Here is a 22,636-nt window from a genome sequence, read left to right on the forward strand (position 1 = left end):
AAATTGCCTTGAAGTTTACGCAGTCACGTCATGGTTGCGCGGCACCATCGCTTGCAGTGTTGTCTGTAAGTGGTGCCCTCTATGTCATGTGTCCCGGGCTTCGATCCGAAGCAGGAATTCGCCAACCGTCTGGTCCGGATCGAGGCCGGCGGGATCAATACCAACCGGACGCTGTTCGTGGGCACGGAAGATGCGCTGCATCTGCCGCCCGGAACATTCTTGCGCAGGCGCAAGAAGCGGGGCAGGGCCTTGCCGTTGTTTTTGACGCTGCTTGCGGGATCGGCTTTGGCCATCGGAACCACGATCACGCAGACCAATTTCTACTGACGGGCCGCGCGCCCGAGATCGCATATCGGCCGCTGCGGCGGCGTGACGGAAACCGGGGGCGCCGTGGGACGGCAGCCCCCCTTTGGCATTGAAGGACCAGGGGCAAAACATGCTTCAGATCAAGAACCTGCACGTGAAACTTGAGGAAGAGGATAAGCAGATCCTCAAGGGTGTGGACCTGACGGTGAAGGCCGGTGAAGTGCACGCGATCATGGGGCCGAACGGATCGGGGAAATCGACCCTGTCCTATGTGCTTGCGGGCCGTGAAGGCTATGAGGTGACCGAGGGCAGCGCCACGCTGGAAGGCGAGGAGCTGCTGGACATGGAACCGGAAGAGCGGGCCGCGGCGGGGCTGTTCCTGGCGTTCCAGTACCCGGTGGAAATTCCGGGCGTGGGGAACATGACGTTCCTGCGCACGGCGGTGAACGCACAGCGCAAGGCGCGCGGCGAGGAAGAGATGAGCGCGGGCGATTTCCTGAAGGTCGTGCGGGCCAAGGCCAAGACCTTGAAGATCGACGCCGAGATGCTGAAGCGGCCGGTGAACGTGGGCTTTTCGGGCGGTGAGAAGAAGCGCAACGAGATCCTGCAAATGGCGATGCTGGAACCCAAGATGTGCATTCTGGATGAAACCGATTCCGGGCTGGATGTGGATGCGATGAAGCTGGTGTCGGAAGGCGTGAATGCGCTGCGCGATGCGGGGCGGGCTTTCCTTGTGATCACCCATTACCAGCGCCTGTTGGACCATATCCACCCGGACGTGGTGCACATCATGGCGGCGGGCCGGATCATCAAGACGGGCGGGCCGGAACTGGCGCTGGAAGTGGAGCAGAACGGCTATGCCGATCTGTTGGCGGAGGCGCAGTGATGGCATTGGTGCAGGCCAAGCAGGACCAGTTGTCCGCGCGGATTGCGGGGCTGTCCTTTGCGCGGGAAGGCTGGCTGGGCGCGGCGCGGGCCGAGGCTTTGGCGCGGCTGAGCGCGATGGGGATGCCCGCCAAACGCGATGAATACTGGCGCTATACCGACCCGACCAGCCTGACAGCGGTGGACGCCCCCAAGGCAGCCGTGTTCGACGACAGCGACGAGGCACCGGTCTTTGATGCGATCGACCGCGTGAAGGTGGTGTTCGTGGACGGCGTGTTTGATGCGGCCGCGTCGGATGACCTGCGGCTGGCCGGGGTGGAGATTGAGCGGCTGGCACTGGCCGGGGGCGCGGATATCCATTGGGCGCGTGACACCTATGGCGTGCTGGAAGCCCGGGGCCAGAAACCCGTGGAGCGGCCGCTTGCGGCGTTGAATTCGGCCTTTGCCACGGATGGGTTGCTGATCCGGGTGACGGGCAGGGCGGCCAAGCCGATTGCGCTGAATTACATCCATAGTTCAGATAGTTCCGACGTGATCCTGCATCACATTGTGAAGCTGGAGGAAGGCGCGGAACTGACCATTCTGGAAAGCGGCCCGGCAGCGGCGCGGTTCTCCGGGGTGATGGAGGTAGAGGTGGGCGCCGGTGCGCAGTTCCACCATATCCGGTCGCAAGGCCGCGATCACCAGCGCCGGGCCGTGACGCATCTGTTCGCGCGGCTTGGGGCAGGGGCTTTGTTCAAGTCTTTCACCCTGACGGCCAATGGCGTGATGACGCGCAATGAGGCTGTGCTGGAGCTGGTGGGCGATGACGCGCAGGCGCATATTGCCGGGGCGGCCGTGGGCGACGGCGATTTCCACCATGACGACACGGTGTTTGTCACGCATCAGGGCCAGCGCTGCGAAAGCCGGCAGGTGTTCAAGAAGGTGCTGAAGAACGGCGCGGTGGGCGTGTTTCAGGGCAAGATCCTGGTGAAGCAGGGCGCGCAAAAGACCGACGGCTATCAGATCAGCCAGGCGCTGCTTTTGGACGGCGACAGCCAGTTTCTGGCCAAGCCGGAACTGGAAATCTATGCCGATGACGTGAAATGCAGCCACGGGTCGACCAGCGGCGCGATTGACGAGGTGGCGCTGTTCTATTTGCGGTCGCGCGGCGTGCCGATGCGGGCGGCGCAATCGCTTTTGGTGTTGGCATTCCTTGCCGAGGCGATTGGCGAGATTGCGGATGAGGAGATTGCCGAGGATATCCGCCTGCGTCTGGAAGGCTGGCTTGCCCGGCACGAGAAATAGATGCCGGTCGTTCCGGATATTCTGGCGTCCTGGCGCCGCCCAAGGGCGGTGATCGCGCGCAAGCTGGCCGAAGGGCCGCGCGAGGACCGGGCGATTGCCACGGTGATGGGGGCATGTGCCCTGATCTTCGTGTCGCAATGGCCGGGGCTGGCGCGCGAGGCGCATCTGACGCAGATCGCGGCCGAGGCGGCGGGAACACCGCTGGATCAGGTGCCGAGCTTGCAGGCGTTGATGGGATCGCGGCTGTTCGCTCTGATCTTCATTGCGCCATTGGTGTTTTATGTGCTGGCAGCGATCAGCCATCTGGTGGCGCGGCTGTTCGGGGGAAAGGGCACGGGTTACGGCGCGCGGCTGGCTTTGTTCTGGGCGCTTTTGTGCACCACGCCGGTGATGCTGTTCAACGGGTTGGTTACGGGGTTCATTGGCGACGGCACGGCTGCGACAGTGGTGGGGCTTGGGGTCTTTGGCGGTTTCCTCTATCTCTGGATCAACATGCTGATCGAGGCGGAAAAGCCATGGAAATGACGATGGCGCATATTGCCGGGCTGGTGCGGTTGACCTTTGCGAAGCCCCGGGAGGCGGCGCAGGTGGTGATGCGGATGCCATTGGCGTTGCAGGACCGCTGGGCTGCGGTTGCGTTGATGGCGGTGCTGTCGGCTTTTTTGATGCAGGCAATGGCGGCGTTGCTGCCGCCTGCCGTGGGGCCGAATGGTGAGGTTTTGCAACCGGTTGGCCCGTTCTTCTGGGCCGGGATGATTGCCATCGGGATGGTGTTGACGGCGAGCCTCGCCTTTGCCGTGGGGCGCTGGCGCGGCGGGAAGGGGGAGCTGGCGGATGCCGTGATCCTGATCGCGTGGTTGCAGTTCATCCAACTTCTGATGGTGGTGCTGCAACTGGTGCTGCTGGTGACTGTGCCATTGCTGACGCCGGTGGTCGAGATCGGGGCGGTGCTGCTGTTCCTGTGGCTGTTGGTGAATTTCGTGGCCGAGATGCACGGCTTCCGGTCGCTGGGGCTGGTGTTTCTGGGGGTTGTCGTGACCTTCGTTGTGGCGGTGTTCGCGATGAGCCTGCTGCTGATGATGCTGGGGGTTGGGCTCTGACGATGTATGACGTTGAACAGATCCGGGGCGACTTTCCGATCCTGTCGCGGCAGGTGAACGGCAAGCCGCTGGTCTATCTGGACAATGGCGCCAGCGCGCAGAAGCCGCAGGTGGTGATCGATGCGATCACGCAGGCCTATTCGATGGAATACGCCAATGTTCACCGTGGCTTGCACTACCTTTCGAACCTTGCGACCGAAAAGTATGAGGCGGTGCGCGGCATCATCGCGCGGTTCCTGAACGCCGGGGATGCGGATGAAATCGTGTTCAATTCCGGTACGACGGAAGGGATCAACCTGATCTCTTATGGTTGGGCCGCGCCGCGGTTGCAGGCGGGGGATGAGATCGTCCTGTCCATCATGGAGCATCACGCCAATATCGTGCCGTGGCATTTCCTGCGCGAACGGCAGGGGGTGGTGCTGAAATGGGTGGAGTGCGACGCCAATGGCGATCTGGACCCGCAGGCGGTGATTGATGCCATCGGGCCGCGCACGAAGCTGGTGGCGGTGACGCATATGTCTAACGTGCTGGGCACCGTGGTGGATGTTGCGGCGATCTGCCGGGGCGCGCGCGAAAAGGGCGTGCCGGTGCTGGTGGATGGCAGCCAGGCGGCCGTGCATATGCCGGTGGATGTGCAGGCGATTGGCTGCGATTTCTATGCCGTGACGGGGCATAAGCTTTACGGTCCAAGCGGTTCTGGGGCGATCTATATCCGGCGTGAGCGGATGGAAGAGATGCGGCCGTTCCTGGGCGGTGGCGACATGATCCGTGATGTGGGCCGGGATGTGGTGACCTATAACGACCCGCCGATGAAGTTTGAGGCGGGGACGCCGTCCATCGTGGCGCAGATCGGGCTGGGCGTGGCGTTGGAGTATATGATGGGGCTGGGGATGGAGAACATCGCCGCCCATGAGCGGGATCTGCGCGACTATGCGCGGTCGCGGTTGGCCGGGATCAACTGGTTGAATGTGCAGGGAAATTCGTCAACCAAGGGGGCGATCTTTTCCTTCACCATGGCCGGCGCGGCCCATGCGCATGACATTTCGACCATCCTCGACAAGCGCGGTGTCGCGGTGCGGGCCGGAACGCATTGCGCGATGCCGTTGATGGAACATATGGGTGTTGGCGCGACGTGCCGTGCGTCTTTCGGGCTGTACAACACCAAGGCCGAGGTGGATGCGCTGGTATCGGCGTTGGAGTTGGCGAACGAACTTTTCAACGGATAGCCGGGGCAGGCGGTGGATAGGCGGTTGCAACTGCCGCCTGGTTTCGGTAATCCACCGTGCAAGAGCGCACCCATAGCTCAGCTGGATAGAGTGCTGCCCTCCGAAGGCAGAGGTCATAGGTTCGAATCCTATTGGGTGCGCCAGTTTCCTTGTCAAAATAAGTTTGGACGGTTCGGCGCTTTGTGCCGGGCGTTTGCTTTTGGTTTGATGAGGGGGGAGTTGCGGCGTTCGTTTGCTTTATCCATGTATCCGATAACCAATATTATGTAATATACGGGATATGGTAGCGCGCTGCTGGCAATGCGCCATGGATTGCGTTAGAAGCCGCGAAAGCCAACCCTGCCACGGTTTCCGGAGACCTGTCATGACATTCTCGCGTGCGATCAAGATTGCCCCGTCGATCCTGTCGGCGGACTTTGCGAACTTTGGTGCCGAGTGTCGGGCGATTGAGGCGCAGGGCGCGGATTGGGTGCATGTGGATGTTATGGATGGGCATTTTGTGCCGAACCTGACGTTTGGGCCTGCGACTTGTGCGGCGATCCGGCCGCATATCAAAGGCGTGATGGATGTGCATCTGATGATCGCGCCGGTCGATCCGTTCATCGAGGCTTATGCCAATGCCGGGGCGGATGTGATTTCAGCGCATCTGGAATCTGGGCCGCACATTCACCGCACGCTGCAAGCCATTCGAAATACGGGAAAAAAAGCAGGTCTGGCCATCAACCCAGGCACCGGGATCGACGCGGTGTCGCATCTGCTGGATCTGGTGGACCTGATCTGCGTGATGACGGTGAATCCCGGCTTTGGCGGGCAAAAATTCATTCATTCCCAGATAGATAAGGTGCGTTCCTTGCGTGCCATGATTGGCGACCGGCCGATCCATATTGAGATTGATGGCGGCGTGACGGTTGAGACCGCGCCGCTGGTTGCCGCGGCGGGGGCGGATGTTCTGGTGGCGGGATCGGCGGTGTTCAAGGGCGGGTCGGTGGACCACCCTGCCCCGTATGGCGCCAATATCGCAGCGATCCGCAAGGCGGCGGAAGCAGCGATCTGAACGTGCAGCACCCGGTGCAGACGCCTGTGCAGACGGGCGTATGCACGCAAAGAGCGGTGCGTTGAGCGGGCATTAACCGAATTTCAAGCAGCTTGCCCGGGTTAACCCGCCCTAGACGACTGCCAGTTCCGCAAAGGGGCGACCTTCGATCATGCGTTCGACGGAGAGGTCCGACAGATTGATGGTCTGCCAGCTGCCCGTCAGGATGTGTTCGGCCACACCCCGGCCCACGGCGGGCGATTGCTGCAACCCGTGACCGGAAAAGCCGTTGATCAGATACAGGTTCGGCATCGCCGGATGCGGCCCTAGGATCGCGTTCTGATCAAGCGTGTTATAGGCGTAGTGGCCAACCCAATGGCGGATGACCTTGACCGCGTCAAAGCACGGCGCGCGATGCCAGAGCGCGGGCCAGATGATTTCTTCCCAGAGGTGAAGATCGGGTTCGAAATCATCCGCGTCGCAGGGGCCGTCATCTGCGGGCACGGTCGCGGTGATCCATTGCTGATGTTCGGGCCTGATCCAATATTCCGTGTCGATCAGCAGCGGTGCGCCGGGAAGCCGTGCATTCGGGGCGTCGATCACGAAGACGGTCCGTTTCCGGGGTTCCACTGCCAGCGGCAGGCCGGCCATGGCCATGACGTGCGCCGCGCGGGGACCGGCGGCATTGACGGCCGCCCCGCAGGCGACATGCCCCCCCTGCCCCAGCGTGACCCCGGTGACGCGGCCAGCTTCGGTAGAGATGCCCGTGACCGTGTCGGTGATGAAACGCGCGCCGAGCGTTTTTGCGGCAGTGCGGAAGCCTGCAAGCAGACCCATGTTGTCGAAGAAGCCCTCATCCCGGGGGCCGAAACTCGCCCCGGCAAGATCTTCGGTGTTGAGCCATGGGAGGCGCGCGGCGGTCTGATCGGGGGTCCAAATCTCGGTCGCGGCGCCATGGGCGTGCTGCATTGCGGCGACCTCGGTCAGGGTGGCGAGGGCGGTCTCGCTGCGGGCGAGGAAGAGATAGCCGTTTTCCCGCAGGCCGAGCGTGGGGATGCCCACATCGAGGCCAAGGCTTTCCTGAAAATTGCGGATGAAGCCGATGCCGAATCGCGAGATTTCAACATTCACCGGGGTGGTGAATTGCTGGCGGATTCCGGCGGCGGACAGCGCGGTGGAGGCACGGGCGAAGCTGGGATCGCGTTCGACGACAAGGACATCAAGTGTGGGCTGCATCCGTTTGAGCCAGAAGGCCACGGATGCGCCCATCACTGCGCCACCGATCACCACGACATCCGCTTTCATCGCGCGCTCTCCTTGCAGGACGGCTGTTTTCCTCGACAGCCCATGGAGGCGTGGTTAGACAGATAACGTGTCTAGGACAAGCCGCGCCGGGGTGGGGTCTGGCGGGGCGAAACGGGGATGGGGATCGTGAGCGAGGTTCTTCCGCTTTTGGCGCGGATTGCCGAAGCTGTTGCTGTGCGCCCGGTCTGGGAGGCGGCGACGGGCTATTTTTCCAGTATTGGCTTTGGCCGGGTGAATTATGGGTTCACGCGCTTTGCTTCCGAACGGTCGATCGGCAATCCGGAGGATGCGGTTTTTCTGACGACCGGGGATGATGAATATGCGCGGCGCTATTTTTCGGGCGGGTTGTTTTCGCGCACGCCTGCCTTTCGCTGGGCGCAGGAAAACACCGGGGCCTGCACGTGGAAATGGGTGAAAGAGGCCTTTGAGGCGGGCACCCTGAGCGAGGCAGAGGCGGCGGCGGTGCGGCAGAATGTGGCGATGGGGGTGAAGGCCGGGATCACGGTGAGCTTTCCCGAAACCTCCAGCCGGGCCAAGGGCGCGCTGGGGATGATCGCTGATCCACAGTTGGACCATGACGCGGTGGAAGGCATCTGGGCCGAGCGGCGGCAGGAAATTCTGGCCGTGGCCAACATGATGCATCTGAAGATCGTGAACATGCCGGGGGCGAACCGCCGCCGCCCGCTGACCCAGCGGCAGCGTGAGGCGCTGGAATGGGTGGCGGATGGCAAGACAACGCAGGATGTGGCGCTGTTGATGCAGGTGTCGCCGGCGATGGTGGAAAAGCATCTGCGCTTGGCGCGCGAGGCGCTGGATGTGGAGACAACGGCACAGGCCGTGGCCAAGGCCGCGTTGTTGAACATGATCTTCCAAAAGGATGACGGCGCGGGTCCGGCCCCTGCCCGTGCTGCAACTGCAGCAAGGTAGGGAATCCCTGACTATCTTAACGCTGCGTTAAGGGATCAACTGCAGGTACGTTCCGATGAGTGGTGGCTTCGGCCTGGGACGGCTGGCGGGGTGAGCGGCATTATTTCACCGCATCCTGTTGGCGACACACCCTTCCCCTTCCCCTGGGAAGTGGTTTTTTGTCGGGAAGGCGGAATTTCCCGCCGCTGGACCGGCGCAGTGCTTGTGCGCGATGCCTCATCCCCAAGGCAGGACGCATGGAGATACGGTGCAGTCGAAAGGCTGCACCGTTTTTCTTTTTTGGGGCCCAGCGTCGTGCTCCCCCTGCCCTGCGGGAAAGCAAAAGGCCCGCTCCTTGCGGGACGGGCCTTTCGATGCAGGTTGACAGAAGATCAGCCGTTCAGGGCCTTGGCCACTTCGGCGGCGAAATCTTCTTTTTCCTTTTCGATGCCTTCACCCACGGCCATGCGGACGAAGCCCAGAATTTCCACGCCCGCATCCTTGGCAGCCTGAGCCACCGTGACGTCGGGGTTGATGACGAATTTCTGGTTCAGCAGGGTCGATTCTTCGAAGAACTTCTTCATCCGGCCCGGGATGATGTTGTTCTGGATCACGGCTTCGGGCTTCGGCTTGGCCGAGGCTGCGTTTTCTTCCAGCGCCTTGGCGGTTTGCACGGCCAGTTCGCGGGCGATGGTGTCGGCATCCATGTCAGCCTCGGAGAGCGAGACCGGCGAGGTGGCGGCGATGTGCATCGCAACCTGCTTGCCGATTCCGTTATCGGTGCCCTTGATCGCCACCAGAACGCCGATGCGGCCAAGGCCATCGGCGGCGGAGGTGTGGATGTAGGAAGCGACGCTGTCACCTTCGACCGAGGCCATGCGGCGCAGGTTCATGTTTTCGCCGATGGTGGCGATGGTTTCCTGAAGCACCAGTTCAACCGGCTTGCCGCCCATGTCGGCGGTCTTGAGCGCAGCCAGATCGGACACGGTCAGCGCGGCATGGGTGATGCCCCGGACGAGGTTCTGGAAATCTGCGTTCTTGCCGACGAAATCGGTTTCCGAGTTCACCTCGACCGCGACGCCCTTGCCGCCCGAAACGGCGACGCCAACGAGACCTTCGGCAGCGACGCGGTCGGCCTTCTTGGCGGCCTTGGCGAGGCCCTTGGTGCGCAGCCAGTCAACAGCGGCCTGCATGTCACCATTGGTTTCGGTGAGTGCCTTCTTTACATCCATCATCCCTGCGCCGGTGGATTCGCGCAGTTCTTTCACCATTGCTGCGGTGATTGTCATGTCAGACTCCTGAAATTCGTGTGTGACCCGGGAGGTATCCCCCCCGGGTAAACGCCCTGTGACAGGCGGTATGTCAGGCGCAATCAGGCTTCGGCGACGGCTTCTTCTTCGGGCGCGGTTTCCAGCGCGCCGACGTCGATGCCTGCGGCGCCAAGCTGGGCCGACATGCCATCAAGCGCGGCACGGGCGACCAGATCGCAATAGAGCGCGATGGCGCGGGCGGCGTCGTCATTGCCGGGGATCACGTAATCCACGCCTTTGGGCGAGCAGTTGGTGTCGACCACGGCCACGACCGGGATGCCCAGCTTCTGCGCTTCGAGGATGGCGAGGTCTTCCTTGCCCACGTCGATGATGAAGATCAGGTCCGGGGTGCCGCCCATTTCGCGAATGCCGCCCAGCGAGGCCTGCAGTTTGTTCTGCTCACGCTCGATGTTCAGGCGTTCTTTCTTGGTCAGGCCTTCGGCGCCGTGAGCCATCATTTCGTCGATCTGCTTCAGACGGTTGATCGACTGCGAGACGGTTTTCCAGTTGGTGAGCGTGCCGCCCAGCCAACGGTGGTTCATGTAGAACTGTGCGCATTTTTCGGCGGCTTCGGCGATCGGCTTCTGGGCCTGACGCTTGGTGCCGACAAACAGGATGCGGCCGTTCTTGGCGACGGTGTCGCGCACGACTTTGAGCGCCTGTTCCAGCATCGGAACGGTCTGCGTCAGGTCGAGGATATGGATGCCGTTGCGGTCGCCGTAGATGTACTGACCCATCTTCGGGTTCCAGCGTGCGGTCTGGTGGCCGTAGTGAACGCCAGCTTCAAGCAGCTGACGCATGGAAAACTCTGGGAGAGCCATGGTCGTGTTCCTTTCCGGTTTATCCCTTGGCACCGCTGTCTCAGGGGTTGCCCCCCAACCGGCGGACTTTTCGGGATTTCTCCCCGTAAAGCCCAAGCGGTGCCTGTGAAGTGCGGGTGCCTTAGTGGGTTTCGGCAAGATGTGCAAGTGGGGTTGGGGATTGAAGGGTTGGCGGGTGCGGGTTCGGACAAAAATCTTCGAAGATTTTTGCAAATTTCTTCGAAGAAATTTGGTCAAGCGCGGGTTAGGAGCACCCAATCGGGAAAATCTGGCTGCCAGATGGCATCGCCCACGGCAGTGCGGCGGGCGCGTTCGGTGAAGCCTGTGGCGTGGTAGAGCGTGATGGCGGAGGTGTTGGTTGACCCGGTGATGAGCGCCTGCGGCCCCTGCCCTGCTTGTCCCAGCATCCAACGGGCGAGGCCCTGTCGGCGGAAGGCGGGGAATATGGCGAGGCCGTTAATGTAGAGCGCGCCACGCGGGGCGAGGTTTTCCAGTTCCTGCAGGGGGATGGCGGTGGCGGGGAGGTCGTTGGTGGGCAAGGGCTCCGGCGGGATGGGCCAGGACATGAGCATTCCGGCGGTTTGGCCGTTCGCCATCAGGATGCGGGTATTGCGGTAGCTGAACCCGCCCTGTTCGCGCTGTGCGCGGGCGACGGCAAAGGCGTCAGGGTCGGCGCCCGGTGGGGTGAGCGCGGCCCAAAGCGCGCGGGCCATGCCATGGCTGGCCATATCCATCAGCGCCACGATGGCGGCGGCGTCATCCGGGGTTGCGGGGCGAAGCTGGCGGTCCATCATGGCAAGGTGGCATGTCGCGGCGCGGCTTGAAAGCCCCTGCCCTTCCCGCCTAGATGGGCGCATGACGCAGCATCCCCCCCCTTCCGCGCCCGACATCCTGTGCATCGGTTCTGTCCTGTGGGACATCATCGGGCGGTCGTCCATCGTGATGCGGCAGGGGTCGGATGTGCCGGGGCGGATCACGCGACTGCCTGGCGGGGTGGCGATGAACATCGCCATGACGCTGGCGCGGTTGGGGCTGCGGCCTGCGGTGCTGACATCCATCGGGCGCGATGCGGCGGGGGATGAACTGGTCAGCAATTGCGCGCGGCTGGGGGTGGAGACGGGGTTCGCCTATCGGTCGGACGACCTGCCTACGGATCAGTATATGGCGATCGAGGGTGCGAACGGGTTGATCGCGGCGATTGCGGATGCGCATTCGCTGGAGGCGGCGGGGGACAAGATTCTGCGGCCCTTGGCGGATGGGACTCTGGGGTCGGCGGGTGCGCCTTGGGCGGGGATGATTGCGCTGGACGGGAACCTGACTGTGCATCTGCTGGCCGATATCGCGGCGTCACCCCTGTTTGCGGCGGCAGATTTGCGCGTGGCCCCGGCATCGCCCGGCAAGGCCGAGCGGTTGCAGCCGCTGATGGGGCATCCGCGGGCGACGCTGTATGTAAATCTGGAAGAGGCCGGGCTGATTGCACATGACACGTTCGACAGCGCGGCGACGGCGGCGGAAGGGCTTTTGGCGCGCGGTGCCGCGCGGGTTCTGGTGACCGATGGCGGGCGGTCTTGCGCGGAAGGCGCGCGGGGTTTGGGTGTGATGGTGGATGCCCCGCCCAAGGTGATGGTCACGCGGGTGACAGGTGCGGGGGATACGTTCATGGCCGCTCATATCGTGGCGGAACGGCGCGGCGCGGGCCGGGAAGAGGCGCTGGCGGCGGCGATCCGTGCGGCGGCAACTTATGTGAGCGGAGAGATGCCGGAATGAGCCGATTTTCACGGATGACATGGTTGAACCCGCCGGTTGAACAGAGCGAAGGCCCGGCCGGTTTGGAAGTGGTGACGGGTGAGAACACCGATTTCTGGCGTGAGACATTCTATGGTTTCGTGCGCCACAACGGCCATTTCCTGTGGGAACCGGCGCAGGGTGATTTCACCGCCGAAGTGACGATATCGGGAAGCTACCGCGCGCTTTATGATCAGGCGGGGTTGATGATGCTGCTGTCGGATCAGCACTGGATCAAATGCGGGGTCGAGGTGAATGACGGCCAGCCGGTGTTTTCCACGGTGATCACCAACCTGCATTCGGACTGGGCAACGATGCCCCTGCCCTTTGATGCCAGCAAGCTGCGTCTGCGGCTGACCCGCCATGCCGAGGCGGTGCGGGTGGATGTGGCGAACCCGGCGGGGGGCTGGATCCTGGCGCGGCTGGGATATCTGCCGGCGGGGTTGCCCGCCAAGGTGGGGATCATGGCCTGTTCGCCGGAACGGGCGCGGTTCCGGGTGACGTTTTCGGATTATCGCTGCGGGCCTGCGATCCCGCGCGCATTGCATGAAGGGCATTGAGATGTATTTGTTGACCTTTTCGCCAGAGGTGGAAGTCGCGCTGCGCGATGGCGCGCCAGTGGTGGCGTTGGAATCGACCATCATCACCCATGGGATGCCGTTTCCGCAGAATGTAGAGGCCGCGCGGGCGGTTGAGGCCGAGATCCGCGCGCATGGCGCGGTGCCCGCGACGATTGCCGTGATGGGCGGGCGCATCCATGTGGGGTTGACCGAGGCGGAGCTAGACGCGCTGGGACAGGCGAAGGGCGTGGCCAAGCTGAGCCGGGCGGACCTTGCCGCCTGTCTGGCGACGGGGGGCGTTGGGGCGACGACGGTGGCGGCCACGATGATCTGTGCGCGGCTGGCGGGGATTGCGGTCTTTGCCACGGGGGGGATCGGGGGCGTACATCGCGGGGCGGAGACGTCGTTTGATATTTCGGCCGATCTGCCGGAACTGGCGCAGACGGCGGTGACAGTGGTGGCGGCGGGCGCCAAGGCGATCCTGGACCTGCCCAAGACGCTGGAATATCTGGAAACGGCGGGGGTGCCTGTGATTGCCTATGGGCAAGATGCCTTTCCGGCGTTCTGGTCGCGCGACAGCGGGCTGAAGGCACCGCTGCGGATGGACAGCGCAGGTGAGATTGCGGCGGCAGCGCGCATGCGGGCGGCGCTTGGGTTGCCCGGGGGGCAGTTGGTGGCGAACCCGATCCCGGCAGAGGCCGAGATTGCGCGTGACGTGATCGGCCCGGTGATCGAGGCGGCGCTGGCCGAGGCGCAGGCGCAGGGGATTGCGGCAAAGGCGGTGACGCCCTTCCTGTTGCAGCGCATCTTTGAACTGACCGAGGGGCGGTCGTTGGCAGCCAACATTGCCCTTGTTCTGAACAATGCGCGGCTGGGGGCGGCAATTGCCGTGGCGCTGGCGCGCGGGGCGTGATGCAACGGTTGTATGGTGTAAGTGGCGTTCCTAAATTGGCGGGAACAAGGGAACGGGGACAATGACAGAGAACCATCCGCCGAAGCGCAGCCTGTTGGGGGCGCTGCGGGCCAGCTTTTTGACCGGCTTGGTCGTGGTGTTGCCCACGGGGCTGACGCTGTGGCTGATCTGGTCGGTGGTGGGGTGGCTGGACGGATGGATTTTGCCGCTGATCCCGGCGGCCTATCAGCCCGAAGCGATTGTCCATCGGATTTTCGGGCCGGAGGTGAACTTTCCACTGCGCGGTGTGGGCGTGGCGGTGTTTCTGGTCTTTACCGTTCTGATCGGCTGGATGGCGCGCGGATTTCTGGGCCGCACTCTGATGGGACAGGCCGAGCAGCTGGTTGAACGCGTGCCGGTGGTGCGGTCGATCTATGGCGGGTTGAAGCAGATCACCGAGACGGTTTTCGCGCAGAAGGAAAAGACCTTTGACCGGACCTGTCTGGTAGAGTTTCCACGCGCCGGGGCCTGGGCGGTGGGGTTGGTGGCATCGAGCCCCAAGGGCGAGATCGCGACCAAGCTGCCGGGGGCGGAAGAGATGATCGCGGTCTTTGTCGCGCTGACCCCGCTGACATCAGGGGTGCTGATCTATGTGCCCAAGCGCGAGGTGATATTCCTGGACATGAAACCCGATGAGGCGGCCAAGCTGGTGGTGTCGGGCGGATTGGTTTATCCGGCGCAGAAGGAACCACTGATCAGCAAATGATCAGGCAAAGAGCGCGGGCAGATCAAGCGTCGCGCGTTGTCCCAGATCGGCGCGGTGGCGGCTGAGGAATCCGTCGCAGGCTGCCCGCCCCGCAGTGTAGAGCAGCGTGATCAGGCCGGGATTGGGCGACAGTTTGCTGGAGGCGGACAGGTCGGTCATCACGGCATCATCGGCGATGAGATGAACGAGGACATCCTTCATCTGGCCCTTTTCCATGCGCCCTGCAGCGATCAGCCGTTTGACGAAGTTCACCGCCCGCAATTCGCCCAGCAGGGCGGCGTGGAAGCTGATTTCATTTACCCGGTTCTGGATATCGAGCGGGGTTTTCGGCACCTCATCCCGCAGCCACGGATTGATGGACACGATGGCGATGTCATCGGGAAGGTCGGGTTCGTAAAGCGGGAAAAGGGCGGGGTTGCCGGAATATCCGCCGTCCCAATAGCTTTCCTCACCGATGGTGACGGCCTGAAACACCGTGGGCAGGCAGGCGGAGGCGAGCAGCACCTCGGGTGTGAGCGCGTTGCCGGTGAAGATGCGGATGCGCCCGGTGCGGACATTGGTGGCCCCCACGAACAGGCGCGGGCCATCGGCATGGCAGACTTGGCTGAAATCGAGCCGGCGGACGACCGGTTCGAGCGGGTTTTCCCAGAACGGACCCCAGCCATAGGGCGACCAGAGCTGTGCCGCGATGCCCTGCGGCGAGACGGGAAAGGCGGTTTCCACCGCGTCTGACATCGCGCGGGAGGCGGCGTAGAAGGGCTGCATCCATGAGGACATGCGGAAGTCGCCCACATTGGCAACCTGCGCCCAGAGCGTGGCGAGGCTGGCTTTGGCCCCTGCCCGCCCGCCTGCCAGCATCCCGGCCTTGAGCGCCGCGCCATTAAGCGCCCCCGCCGAGGTGCCGGAGATGGCGGCGATTTCGATGCCGTCGTCTTCGAGCAGGCGATCCAGCACGCCCCAAGTGAAGGCGCCATGGGCGCCACCACCTTGCAGGGCGAGAGAGAGGCGGAGGGTCATCTGGAGTCCTTGCGATCAGCCTGCGCGCGACAATTTTCTTGGAAGAAAATTGCAAAATTCTTTGAAGAATTTTGGGTCACAGCGCCGTCCAGCCGCCATCGACGCTGATGGTGGTTCCGGTGACCTGATCGGCATAGGGCGAGCAGAGATAAAGGACCGTGCCGCCGATCTGGGCCGTGGTGGCGAATTCGCGCGAGGGCTGGCGTTGCAGCATCACCTCGCGGATCACCGTCTCGCGGTCCATGTTGTGGACCTTCATCTGATCGGGGATCTGCGCCTCGACCAGCGGGGTGAGGACATAGCCGGGGCAGATGGCGTTGCAGGTGATCCCCTGCCCCGCCGTTTCCAGCGCCACCGTCTTGGACAGGCCCACCACGCCGTGTTTTGCCGCGACATAGGCCGATTTGAACGGGCTGGCCGTCAGGCCATGCGCAGAGGCGATGTTGACGATCCGGCCCCAGCCTTTTGCGCGCATGCCCGGCAGGGCGGCGGCCGTGGTGTGGAAGGCAGAGGACAGGTTGATCGCGATGATCTGGTTCCATTTGTCAGTCGGGAATTCCTCGACCGGGGCGACGAATTGGATGCCTGCATTGTTCACGAGGATATCGCAGCCCCCCGCCTTTTCGACCAGGGCGCGGCAATCCTCGCCCTTTGACATGTCGGCAGCGATGTAGCGGGCGGTGACACCGTGATCGGCGGCTATGCGCGCGGCGAGAGCGTGATCCTCTTCCCGGTCGGTGAAGCTGTTGATCACCACATTGATCCCGGCGCGCGCCAGTTCTTCGGCCACGCCGAGGCCGATGCCGGAGTTTGATCCGGTGATGATCGCGGTCTTGCCTTTCAGGTCCATCATGGCCCCCTTTTTGCTGCACGTGCAAAGTTAGGCATGCTGCGGGGGCGAATGCTACCCCCGACTGCGGCCCGTCGCGGGGGTGTGATGCATAAAAAAAACGCCGGCACGAAGCCGGCGTCTAGTTATTGAGGCAGGTTTCATACAGGCAAGAAACCTATCGAGCAGTGCCTATCTTATACGCGGCCTGTCGCCGGTATCCAAGCTAAAAGTTTGAAATGGAAGGCAAGCGGCCTTAGGGTCATCTGCGAGAATATTGACCCCTGTGGGAGAGTTACGGCCATGCGTTCAGGATTTCTTGGTGGTTTGAAGGGGGTGGCTGCGGCCCTGGCCTTGGTGGTGACACCCGGTCTGGCAGGGGCGCAGTCGCATGGCATAGCTATGTATGGAGAGCCTGCCCTCCCCCCGGATTTTGTGTCTTTGCCCTATGCAAACCCGGATGCCCCCAAAGGCGGACGAATCGTTTTCGGCGAAAGCGGGGGGTTCGATTCGCTTAACCCATACATCGTGAACGGCATCGCCCCGGCCGGGCTGACGGCGCATACGGTGGAGACGCTGTTGGGCCGGTCTTTCGACGAACCCTTCACGCTGTACGGACTTTTGGCCGAATCGGTTAATACCGATGAGGCGCGGACCTTCGTAGAATTTACCCTGCGTGAAGGGGCGCGATTCTCTGATGGCAGCCCGGTGACGGTGGAGGATGTGATCTGGTCCTTTGAGACGCTGGGGACCAAGGGGCAGCCGCGCTATGCCGCAGCATGGAACAAGATCGGCAAGGTGGAACAGACGGGCGAGCGGAGCGTGAAGTTCACCTTCAACACCGAAGACCGGGAATTGCCGCTGATCCTGGGGCTGCGCCCGATCCTGAAGAAGGCGCAGTGGGAGGGGAAGGATTTCACCCTCTCCACGCTGGAGGCCCCCATTGGATCGGGGCCCTATGTGGTGGCCGAGTTCGAGCCGGGCAAGTTCATCAGCTATCGCAAGAACCCCGACTGGTGGGGGGCGGACCTGCCCTTCAACCGGGGGCAGCATAATCTGGATGAGATCCGCTATGACTATTTCGGCGATGGCGGGGTGGTGTTCGAGGCGTTCAAGGCGGGCGAGATCACCAGCTGGCGCGAAACAAACCCGGTGAAATGGGAACAACAGTACGATTTCCCCGCCGTCACATCGGGCGATGTGGTGAAATCGGTGATCCCGCATAGCCGGCCTTCGGGGATTGAGGGGTTTGTGTTCAACACGCGGCGCGGGATGTTTGCCGACTGGCGGGTGCGCGAGGCGCTGATCACGGCGTTCAACTTTGAACTGGTGAACAAGACGCTGAATGGTGGGGCACAGCCGCGGATACAGTCTTACTTCTCAAACTCGCCGCTTGCGATGGTGCCCGGTGTGCCTGCAGAGGGGCGGGTGGCGGAATTGCTGGAGCCGTTCAAGGCGGAATTGGTGCCAGGCGCGCTGGAGGGTTATGCCCTGCCGGTGGGCGATGGGAGCGAGGCCAACCGGGGCGCGATCCGGGCGGCGACAGCTTTGCTGGAAGAGGCCGGATGGACGGTGCAGGACGGGGTGTTGAAGAATGCCGCCGGGGAGCCGTTTGCGTTTGAGATTCTGATCACAAACGGCGCGGATGACATCATCAACGCAGCGACGATCTATGTCGAAGGGTTGAAACGGCTGGGGATCGAGGCGCGGGTCACAACCGTGGATTCCGCGCAGTACAAGGAGCGGACCACAAATTACGATTTCGACATGACGCATTACATCCGGTCTTTGTCGCTGTCGCCGGGGAATGAGCAGACGCTGTACTGGGGATCGGCGGGGGTGACGGAACCCGGCACGCGCAACTGGATGGGGATGAATTCGCCCGCGGCCGAGGCGATGATCGCCACCATGGTGGCGGCAGCAGATGAGGCGGAGTTCGTGGCGGCGGTGCAGGCGTTGGACCGGGTGTTGACGACGGGACGCTATGTGATTCCGATCTGGTATTCGGATGTGTCACGGCTGGCGCATCGCAAGGAGTTGAAATATCCCGAACGTCTGCCGCTTTATGGCGACTGGCCGGGCTTTCAGCCCGAAGTCTGGTGGTATCAGGAATGAGGACGGAAAAGATGAAGGCATGTCTGGGTCTGGTGGTGGTTCTGATGGCTTTGGCGGGTTGCGCCACGATTGCGGGTGTGGGTGAGGACATTTCCTCGGGCGCGCGGACGGTGCAGAACACATTCTGATGTGGTCGCATTCCGTGGGCGAATTCTGACGCAGAATTCGCGGCGGAATTTGACGCAAATTCCGGGTCTTTCCGGGAAGGGGCCGCGCCCAGCGGCCCCGAATTCTGTGTCAGAATTCGACGCGTTTTCTGCGTCAGAAAACGCCTCTTTGGTCAGGTCAGGGATGTGACCCAGAGGATGGTGGCATCCTCATCCGACAGGCTGATCACGTTATGGCCCATGGAGGCGTCGTAATAGGCGCTGTCGCCGCGGCGCAGATCGACGGGTTCGTAGAATTCGGTATAGAGCCGCACCACTCCGGTGAGGACGTAGAGGAATTCCTCGCCGTCATGGCGGACCCAGCCGTCGAATTCATCGAAATCGCGGGCCCGGATGCGGGCGCGGTAGGGCAGCATCTGTTTGCGTGTCAGCGGCCCTGCAAGGAGTTCGTGTTCATAGGTCGCCGTGGCGTGGCCAAGCCCTTCATTGGCTTTTGTCACGGCCATGCGACCCGAAACCTGTGCCTTTGAGGGCGGGGTGAAAAGCTGCGGGACGGTGATGGCGAGGCCTTCGGCGAGCTTTTTCAGCGCCTCATAGGTGGGCGACATCTGGCCGTTTTCGATCTTTGACAGGGTAGACCGCGCAAGGCCTGCCTGTGTGGCGGCCTGTTCCAGCGTCCAGCCCTTTGCTTTGCGCAGATCGCGCACGCGTTGGCCCAGATCGAGCGGCGCGACGGGCGGTTCCGTCCCGTTTTCGCGGGCGATGCGGATAAGGGTTTTCGGGTCTGATCCAGCCATGGCTTCGCCATTACGCGAGGCGGGGCCTGCTTGCAACGGCGCTGTGGGCGCTTAGAAAGGCGGGATGCTGTCCGAGATTGACCTTGGCCCCTGGCCGCCCTGCCCTGCCCCGTTCAATCTGGCGCGTCATGTGCTGGAGGCATCCTGCGCGCAGGTGCCGGAACAGGTGGCGTTGCAGATCGTCAGCCCGGATGGGGCGGAGAGTTGGACCTATGCCCGGCTGATGTCCGCGGTCCGGGGCTGTGGGACCGTGTTGCTCGCGCGGGGATTGGTGCCGGGTGACCGGGTGTTGATGCGGTTGGGCAATGTGGTGGAGTTTCCGGTTCTGTTTCTGGGGGCGATTGCAGCGGGGCTGGTGCCAGTGCCGACCTCTGCCGCGCTGACGGGGCCTGAGATCACGCGGATGGCGGCGGTGGTGGGGCCTGCGCTGATCGTGGCGGGAGATGGGGTGGCGTTGCCGGATCCGCTGCTCTGCCCGATCGTTACAGCCGACGAATTGGTGGCGTGGGAGCAGTTGCCGCCTTGTGCGTGGGATATGGGCGACCCCGAGCGGTTGGCCTATGCGGTGTTCACCTCGGGCACATCGGGGCGGGCGCAGGCTGTGGGGCATGCGCATCGGGCCATCTGGGCGCGCGGGATGATGCATCAAGGCTGGGAAGGGATTTACCAGACGGATCGGGTGCTGCACGCGGGGGCGTTCAACTGGACCTATACGCTGGGTACCGGGTTGATGGACCCATGGACGCTGGGCGCGACGGCGCTGATCCCTGCGGCGAGTGTGGAGGCGAGGGAGTTGGGGCTGTTATTACAGCGGTTCGATGTGACGGTCTTTGCAGCCGCGCCGGGTGTGTACCGGCAGATGCTGCGCGCGGGACTGCCCGCGTTGCCGATGCTGCGGCATGGGTTGAGCGCGGGTGAGGCGCTGCCGGAGGCGCTGCGCGCGGAATGGCAGGCGGCGACCGGCTGCGCGGTGCATGAGGCGTTGGGGATGACGGAAGTGTCGACCTATCTGTCAGGCAGCCCCGCGCGCCCTGCCCTGACCGGCACGGCGGGATGGGTGCAAGCCGGGCGACGCGTGGCCGTTCTGAGCCCGGACGGGGTGCCTGTGATGCGGGGCGAGGTTGGGGTTCTGGCGGTGCATCGGGGCGATCCGGGGGTGATGCTGGGCTATCTTGGGGATGAGGCCGCGACGGCGGCGCGATTTCAGGGTGATTGGTTCGTGACCGGCGATCTGGCGGTGATGGGGCCGGAAGGGGCGATCCGCTTTGCGGGGCGGGCGGATGATTTGATGAACGCGGGGGGCTTTCGCGTGTCACCGTTGGAGGTGGAGGCGGCGATGGCAATTTGCCCGGGCGTCGAGGATGTGGCGGTGACCGAGGTGGAGGTCAGGCCGGGCGTGCGGGTGATCGGTTGCTTCTTTGTAGGCAGCGCAGAGGTGGGGGCGCTGGAGGCCCATGCGGCGGTGCAATTGGCGCGGTGGAAGCAGCCGCGTCTGTTCCATCGGCTTGACGCCCTGCCGCGTTCGGCCAACAACAAGCTGAACCGCCGCGCGCTGGCCGCGCTGTTGCCGCCCCAATCAACGCCCGAGGAGGGCCGTGCATGATCCGTCTGGATATCTTTTCTGACCCTGTTTGCCCTTGGTGCCTGATTGGGAAGGCCAATCTGGACCGGGCCATGGAAAGCCGCCCGAACCATGTGTTTCAGGTGCAGTGGCATCCGTTCCAGTTGAACCCGGACATGCCGAAAGAGGGTGTTGGGCATGTGGACTATCTGGCGGCCAAGTTCGGCAGCCGGGAGAAGGCCATTCAGGCGATGTTGCAGGTGGCCGAGCACGCCAAGAAGGCCGGGGCCGAGATCGACATGGAAAAGGTAACGCGCCTGCCCAATACGCTGAATGCGCATCGGTTGATCCATTGGGCGGGGATCGAGGGGCGGCAGACGGCCATGGTGGCACGGCTGTTCAAGGCGCATTGGCGCGAGGGCGCGGATATTGGCGAGGCGGCGACTTTGGCGCGGCTGGCGGGTGAGGTTGGGATGGATGCGGCAGCGGTGGCGCGGCTTTTGGCGACCGATGCCGATGCTGATGACATCCGGGCGCGCGACATGGATGCGCGGCAGAAGGGGGTGACGGCGGTGCCGACATTCCTGATCGCGCAGCAATACGTGGTGTCGGGCGCGCAGCCCGTGGAGATGTGGCAGCAGGTGATCGACGAATTGGCCGAGAAGATCGCGCAAGGATAAGGGCTGCAGCACAGGGGACAACGATTTTTCTGCGAAAAATCAGTCCCCTGCTGCGTATCGGGCGGCGCACAGAGCAATGTGCGCTTTGGGCAGTTCCGCAAGGCGGGGCTGCGTGTTAGCAGGCGTTATGACACAGAACGCCCCCCCGGACACCCGACCCGCCGCCATCATGGGGCCGCGTGAATTCATCGCGATGATCGCGATGCTGTTTGCCACTATCGCCTTTTCCATTGATGCGATGCTGCCCGCCCTCCCCGAGATTGCGGCGGAGTTGTCGCCCGATGCGCCGAATGCGGCGCAGCTGATCTTGACATCTTTCGTGTTGGGCATGGGGATCGGGACGCTGTTTGCAGGGCCCTTGTCGGATGCTTTTGGGCGGCGGCCTGTGATCCTTGCCGGGGCGGCGCTTTACTGTGCGGCGGCGTTGGTGGCGTATTTTTCGCCCACGCTGGAGGGCGTGCTGATCGCGCGGCTGTTGCAGGGCTTGGGCTCAGCCGGGCCGCGGGTGGTGTCGCTGGCGCTGGTGCGTGACCTGTACAAGGGGCGCGACATGGCGCGGGTGGTGAGTTTCGCCATGATGATCTTTACGCTGGTCCCCGCGATTGCGCCGTTTATCGGCGAAGGGATCATGTGGGTGACGGGCTGGCGGGGGATTTTCCTGGCTTTCTTGGTGTTTTCCGGCCTGTCGATGCTGTGGTTCTGGCTGCGCCAGCCCGAGACGTTGACCGCAGATCAGCGGCGGCCCTTGCGGGTGGCAACGCTGCGCGCGGCCTTTGTCGAGGTGCTGTCGCATCGGGTGGTGGTGGTATCGATTGCGGTGCAGACGCTGGGCTTTGCCTGTCTGTTTGCCACGCTGTCGGCGACACAACCGATCTTTGATCAGGTCTATGGCGAGGGGGATCGCTTTGCGATGTGGTTTGCGGTGATTGCGGTGGTGTCGGGGACATCGAGCCTGATCAACGCGAAACTGGTGGGCCGGTTGGGGATGCGGCGGATGATCACCGTGACGCTGGCGGCGCAGGTGGTGTTTTCCTGCGCGATGCTGGTGACGAAATCGCTGGGGATGTGGCCTGGCGCACTGGCCTTTCCGGCGCATCTGGTTTGGACCATCGGGGTGTTCTTCATGACCGGGCTGACCATCGGCAATCTGAACGCGCTGGGGTTGGAACCGGTAGGCCATATCGCCGGAATGGCGGCAAGCGTGATGGGGGCTATTGCGACGGTGGCATCCGTGGTGCTGGCGGCCCCGGTGGGGTTGATGTTCAACGGGACGCCCTATCCGCTGATGGCGGGGGTGGCGCTGTTTGCCGCGGCGGGCTCGGGATTGATGCGGTTGATCCCGCAGTAA

24 protein-coding genes and 1 tRNA gene are annotated in these 22,636 nt (G+C 63.2%); 18 read left to right on the forward strand and 7 right to left on the reverse strand.

What is annotated here, in order from left to right:
• The first annotated feature begins 81 nt into the window (after nt 1-81).
• The 8 genes from RSE12_12510 (at nt 82) to rpe (ending at nt 5,858) form a co-directional block, all read left to right on the forward strand.
• Nucleotides 82-327, forward strand: a complete 246-nt coding sequence (locus RSE12_12510) for a hypothetical protein (protein WRH61207.1) — start codon at nt 82-84, stop codon at nt 325-327.
• A gap of 109 nt (nt 328-436) precedes the next feature.
• Nucleotides 437-1,192 carry a Fe-S cluster assembly ATPase SufC gene (gene sufC, locus RSE12_12515; protein WRH61208.1) on the forward strand — a complete coding sequence of 252 codons (756 nt, stop codon included), beginning with the start codon at nt 437-439 and terminating at the stop codon, nt 1,190-1,192.
• Complete coding sequence (sufD, locus tag RSE12_12520) at nt 1,192-2,478, forward strand: Fe-S cluster assembly protein SufD (GenBank protein WRH61209.1); 1,287 nt, start codon at nt 1,192-1,194, stop codon at nt 2,476-2,478. Before sufC ends, sufD begins: the two co-directional genes overlap by 1 nt.
• The gene (locus tag RSE12_12525; protein ID WRH61210.1) at nt 2,479-3,003 is read left to right on the forward strand and encodes a YIP1 family protein; all 525 of its coding nucleotides are present in this window, start codon (nt 2,479-2,481) and stop codon (nt 3,001-3,003) included. It abuts the gene before it with no gap.
• Nucleotides 2,994-3,578 carry a YIP1 family protein gene (locus RSE12_12530; GenBank protein WRH61211.1) on the forward strand — a complete coding sequence of 195 codons (585 nt, stop codon included), beginning with the start codon at nt 2,994-2,996 and terminating at the stop codon, nt 3,576-3,578. Before RSE12_12525 ends, RSE12_12530 begins: the two co-directional genes overlap by 10 nt.
• Nucleotides 3,579-3,580: 2 nt before the next feature.
• Nucleotides 3,581-4,804, forward strand: a complete 1,224-nt coding sequence (locus RSE12_12535) for a cysteine desulfurase (protein ID WRH61212.1) — start codon at nt 3,581-3,583, stop codon at nt 4,802-4,804.
• A 66-nt stretch (nt 4,805-4,870) separates the two neighbouring features.
• Nucleotides 4,871-4,947, forward strand: a tRNA-Arg gene (locus RSE12_12540).
• Between the two features lie 221 nt (nt 4,948-5,168).
• Complete coding sequence (gene rpe, locus RSE12_12545; protein WRH61213.1) at nt 5,169-5,858, forward strand: ribulose-phosphate 3-epimerase; 690 nt, start codon at nt 5,169-5,171, stop codon at nt 5,856-5,858.
• A 111-nt stretch (nt 5,859-5,969) separates the two neighbouring features.
• On the opposite strand, the gene RSE12_12550 is transcribed toward rpe, so the two are convergent.
• Complete coding sequence (locus tag RSE12_12550; protein WRH61214.1) at nt 5,970-7,142, reverse strand: FAD-binding oxidoreductase; 1,173 nt, start codon at nt 7,140-7,142, stop codon at nt 5,970-5,972.
• 126 nt (nt 7,143-7,268) lie between these two features.
• On the opposite strand from RSE12_12550, the gene RSE12_12555 reads away from it, so the two are divergent.
• The gene (locus RSE12_12555; protein ID WRH61215.1) at nt 7,269-8,069 is read left to right on the forward strand and encodes an autoinducer binding domain-containing protein; all 801 of its coding nucleotides are present in this window, start codon (nt 7,269-7,271) and stop codon (nt 8,067-8,069) included.
• A gap of 371 nt (nt 8,070-8,440) precedes the next feature.
• Here RSE12_12555 and tsf read toward each other — a convergent pair whose 3' ends face one another.
• From tsf to RSE12_12570, 3 genes are all read right to left on the reverse strand, one after another.
• Nucleotides 8,441-9,337, reverse strand: coding sequence for a translation elongation factor Ts (gene tsf, locus RSE12_12560; protein ID WRH61216.1), 897 nt, complete (start codon nt 9,335-9,337; stop codon nt 8,441-8,443).
• 83 nt (nt 9,338-9,420) lie between these two features.
• Nucleotides 9,421-10,179: a 30S ribosomal protein S2 gene (gene rpsB / locus RSE12_12565; protein WRH61217.1), complete on the reverse strand. Its 759-nt coding sequence runs from the start codon at nt 10,177-10,179 to the stop codon at nt 9,421-9,423.
• A gap of 233 nt (nt 10,180-10,412) precedes the next feature.
• Complete coding sequence (locus tag RSE12_12570; GenBank protein ID WRH61218.1) at nt 10,413-10,970, reverse strand: GNAT family N-acetyltransferase; 558 nt, start codon at nt 10,968-10,970, stop codon at nt 10,413-10,415.
• 64 nt (nt 10,971-11,034) lie between these two features.
• On the opposite strand from RSE12_12570, the gene RSE12_12575 reads away from it, so the two are divergent.
• The 4 genes from RSE12_12575 to RSE12_12590 all read left to right on the forward strand — a co-directional run bounded on the left by RSE12_12575 (nt 11,035) and on the right by RSE12_12590 (nt 14,182).
• A complete protein-coding gene (locus RSE12_12575) occupies nt 11,035-11,946 on the forward strand; it encodes a PfkB family carbohydrate kinase (GenBank protein ID WRH61219.1) in 912 nt (303 codons plus the stop codon).
• The gene (locus tag RSE12_12580) at nt 11,943-12,524 is read left to right on the forward strand and encodes a DUF1349 domain-containing protein (protein WRH61220.1); all 582 of its coding nucleotides are present in this window, start codon (nt 11,943-11,945) and stop codon (nt 12,522-12,524) included. Before RSE12_12575 ends, RSE12_12580 begins: the two co-directional genes overlap by 4 nt.
• 1 nt (nt 12,525) lies before the next feature.
• A complete protein-coding gene (locus RSE12_12585; GenBank protein ID WRH61221.1) occupies nt 12,526-13,437 on the forward strand; it encodes a pseudouridine-5'-phosphate glycosidase in 912 nt (303 codons plus the stop codon).
• A gap of 61 nt (nt 13,438-13,498) precedes the next feature.
• Nucleotides 13,499-14,182, forward strand: coding sequence for a DUF502 domain-containing protein (locus RSE12_12590; protein WRH61222.1), 684 nt, complete (start codon nt 13,499-13,501; stop codon nt 14,180-14,182).
• Here the strand turns inward: RSE12_12590 and RSE12_12595 are convergent, their stop codons facing one another.
• Nucleotides 14,183-15,199: a patatin-like phospholipase family protein gene (locus tag RSE12_12595; GenBank protein ID WRH61223.1), complete on the reverse strand. Its 1,017-nt coding sequence runs from the start codon at nt 15,197-15,199 to the stop codon at nt 14,183-14,185.
• A gap of 76 nt (nt 15,200-15,275) precedes the next feature.
• Nucleotides 15,276-16,049 (reverse strand): 3-hydroxybutyrate dehydrogenase, encoded by a 774-nt coding sequence (locus RSE12_12600; GenBank protein ID WRH64815.1) that lies wholly within the window; start codon nt 16,047-16,049, stop codon nt 15,276-15,278.
• A 282-nt stretch (nt 16,050-16,331) separates the two neighbouring features.
• Between RSE12_12600 and RSE12_12605 the strand changes: the two genes are divergently transcribed.
• Both RSE12_12605 and RSE12_12610 read left to right on the forward strand, forming a co-directional pair.
• Nucleotides 16,332-18,143 (forward strand): extracellular solute-binding protein, encoded by a 1,812-nt coding sequence (locus RSE12_12605; GenBank protein ID WRH61224.1) that lies wholly within the window; start codon nt 16,332-16,334, stop codon nt 18,141-18,143.
• An 11-nt stretch (nt 18,144-18,154) separates the two neighbouring features.
• Complete coding sequence (locus tag RSE12_12610) at nt 18,155-18,271, forward strand: entericidin EcnA/B family protein (protein WRH61225.1); 117 nt, start codon at nt 18,155-18,157, stop codon at nt 18,269-18,271.
• 152 nt (nt 18,272-18,423) lie between these two features.
• On the opposite strand, the gene RSE12_12615 is transcribed toward RSE12_12610, so the two are convergent.
• The gene (locus RSE12_12615) at nt 18,424-19,047 is read right to left on the reverse strand and encodes an XRE family transcriptional regulator (protein WRH61226.1); all 624 of its coding nucleotides are present in this window, start codon (nt 19,045-19,047) and stop codon (nt 18,424-18,426) included.
• 64 nt (nt 19,048-19,111) lie between these two features.
• On the opposite strand from RSE12_12615, the gene RSE12_12620 reads away from it, so the two are divergent.
• From RSE12_12620 to RSE12_12630, 3 genes are all read left to right on the forward strand, one after another.
• The gene (locus RSE12_12620; protein ID WRH61227.1) at nt 19,112-20,650 is read left to right on the forward strand and encodes a class I adenylate-forming enzyme family protein; all 1,539 of its coding nucleotides are present in this window, start codon (nt 19,112-19,114) and stop codon (nt 20,648-20,650) included.
• A complete protein-coding gene (locus tag RSE12_12625) occupies nt 20,647-21,288 on the forward strand; it encodes a DsbA family oxidoreductase (protein WRH61228.1) in 642 nt (213 codons plus the stop codon). The genes RSE12_12620 and RSE12_12625 overlap by 4 nt, the downstream gene beginning before the upstream one ends.
• Nucleotides 21,289-21,415: 127 nt before the next feature.
• Entirely contained in the window at nt 21,416-22,636 is a 1,221-nt protein-coding gene (locus tag RSE12_12630) for a multidrug effflux MFS transporter (GenBank protein ID WRH61229.1), read from the forward strand.

The sequence above is a fragment of the Fuscovulum sp. genome (genome assembly GCA_035192965.1).
Classification (GTDB): Bacteria; Pseudomonadota; Alphaproteobacteria; order Rhodobacterales; family Rhodobacteraceae; genus Paragemmobacter.

Bases quoted from the DNA above. Each gene is read 5' to 3' on its own strand.
- RSE12_12525 (WRH61210.1), top strand. From the start codon at position 2,479: ATGCCGGTCGTTCCGGATATTCTGGCGTCCTGGCGCCGCCCAAGGGCG.
- RSE12_12580 (WRH61220.1), top strand. From the start codon at position 11,943: ATGAGCCGATTTTCACGGATGACATGGTTGAACCCGCCGGTTGAACAG.
- RSE12_12535 (WRH61212.1), top strand. From the start codon at position 3,581: ATGTATGACGTTGAACAGATCCGGGGCGACTTTCCGATCCTGTCGCGG.
- RSE12_12530 (WRH61211.1), top strand. From the start codon at position 2,994: ATGGAAATGACGATGGCGCATATTGCCGGGCTGGTGCGGTTGACCTTT.
- rpe (WRH61213.1), top strand. From the start codon at position 5,169: ATGACATTCTCGCGTGCGATCAAGATTGCCCCGTCGATCCTGTCGGCG.
- rpsB (WRH61217.1), bottom strand. From the start codon at position 10,179: ATGGCTCTCCCAGAGTTTTCCATGCGTCAGCTGCTTGAAGCTGGCGTT.
- RSE12_12585 (WRH61221.1), top strand. From the start codon at position 12,526: ATGTATTTGTTGACCTTTTCGCCAGAGGTGGAAGTCGCGCTGCGCGAT.
- RSE12_12625 (WRH61228.1), top strand. From the start codon at position 20,647: ATGATCCGTCTGGATATCTTTTCTGACCCTGTTTGCCCTTGGTGCCTG.
- RSE12_12575 (WRH61219.1), top strand. From the start codon at position 11,035: ATGACGCAGCATCCCCCCCCTTCCGCGCCCGACATCCTGTGCATCGGT.
- sufD (WRH61209.1), top strand. From the start codon at position 1,192: ATGGCATTGGTGCAGGCCAAGCAGGACCAGTTGTCCGCGCGGATTGCG.
- RSE12_12610 (WRH61225.1), top strand. From the start codon at position 18,155: ATGAAGGCATGTCTGGGTCTGGTGGTGGTTCTGATGGCTTTGGCGGGT.
- RSE12_12590 (WRH61222.1), top strand. From the start codon at position 13,499: ATGACAGAGAACCATCCGCCGAAGCGCAGCCTGTTGGGGGCGCTGCGG.
- RSE12_12595 (WRH61223.1), bottom strand. From the start codon at position 15,199: ATGACCCTCCGCCTCTCTCTCGCCCTGCAAGGTGGTGGCGCCCATGGC.
- RSE12_12570 (WRH61218.1), bottom strand. From the start codon at position 10,970: ATGGACCGCCAGCTTCGCCCCGCAACCCCGGATGACGCCGCCGCCATC.
- RSE12_12510 (WRH61207.1), top strand. From the start codon at position 82: ATGTCATGTGTCCCGGGCTTCGATCCGAAGCAGGAATTCGCCAACCGT.
- RSE12_12600 (WRH64815.1), bottom strand. From the start codon at position 16,049: ATGGACCTGAAAGGCAAGACCGCGATCATCACCGGATCAAACTCCGGC.
- RSE12_12630 (WRH61229.1), top strand. From the start codon at position 21,416: ATGACACAGAACGCCCCCCCGGACACCCGACCCGCCGCCATCATGGGG.
- RSE12_12620 (WRH61227.1), top strand. From the start codon at position 19,112: ATGCTGTCCGAGATTGACCTTGGCCCCTGGCCGCCCTGCCCTGCCCCG.
- sufC (WRH61208.1), top strand. From the start codon at position 437: ATGCTTCAGATCAAGAACCTGCACGTGAAACTTGAGGAAGAGGATAAG.
- RSE12_12605 (WRH61224.1), top strand. From the start codon at position 16,332: ATGCGTTCAGGATTTCTTGGTGGTTTGAAGGGGGTGGCTGCGGCCCTG.
- RSE12_12550 (WRH61214.1), bottom strand. From the start codon at position 7,142: ATGAAAGCGGATGTCGTGGTGATCGGTGGCGCAGTGATGGGCGCATCC.
- RSE12_12615 (WRH61226.1), bottom strand. From the start codon at position 19,047: ATGGCTGGATCAGACCCGAAAACCCTTATCCGCATCGCCCGCGAAAAC.
- tsf (WRH61216.1), bottom strand. From the start codon at position 9,337: ATGACAATCACCGCAGCAATGGTGAAAGAACTGCGCGAATCCACCGGC.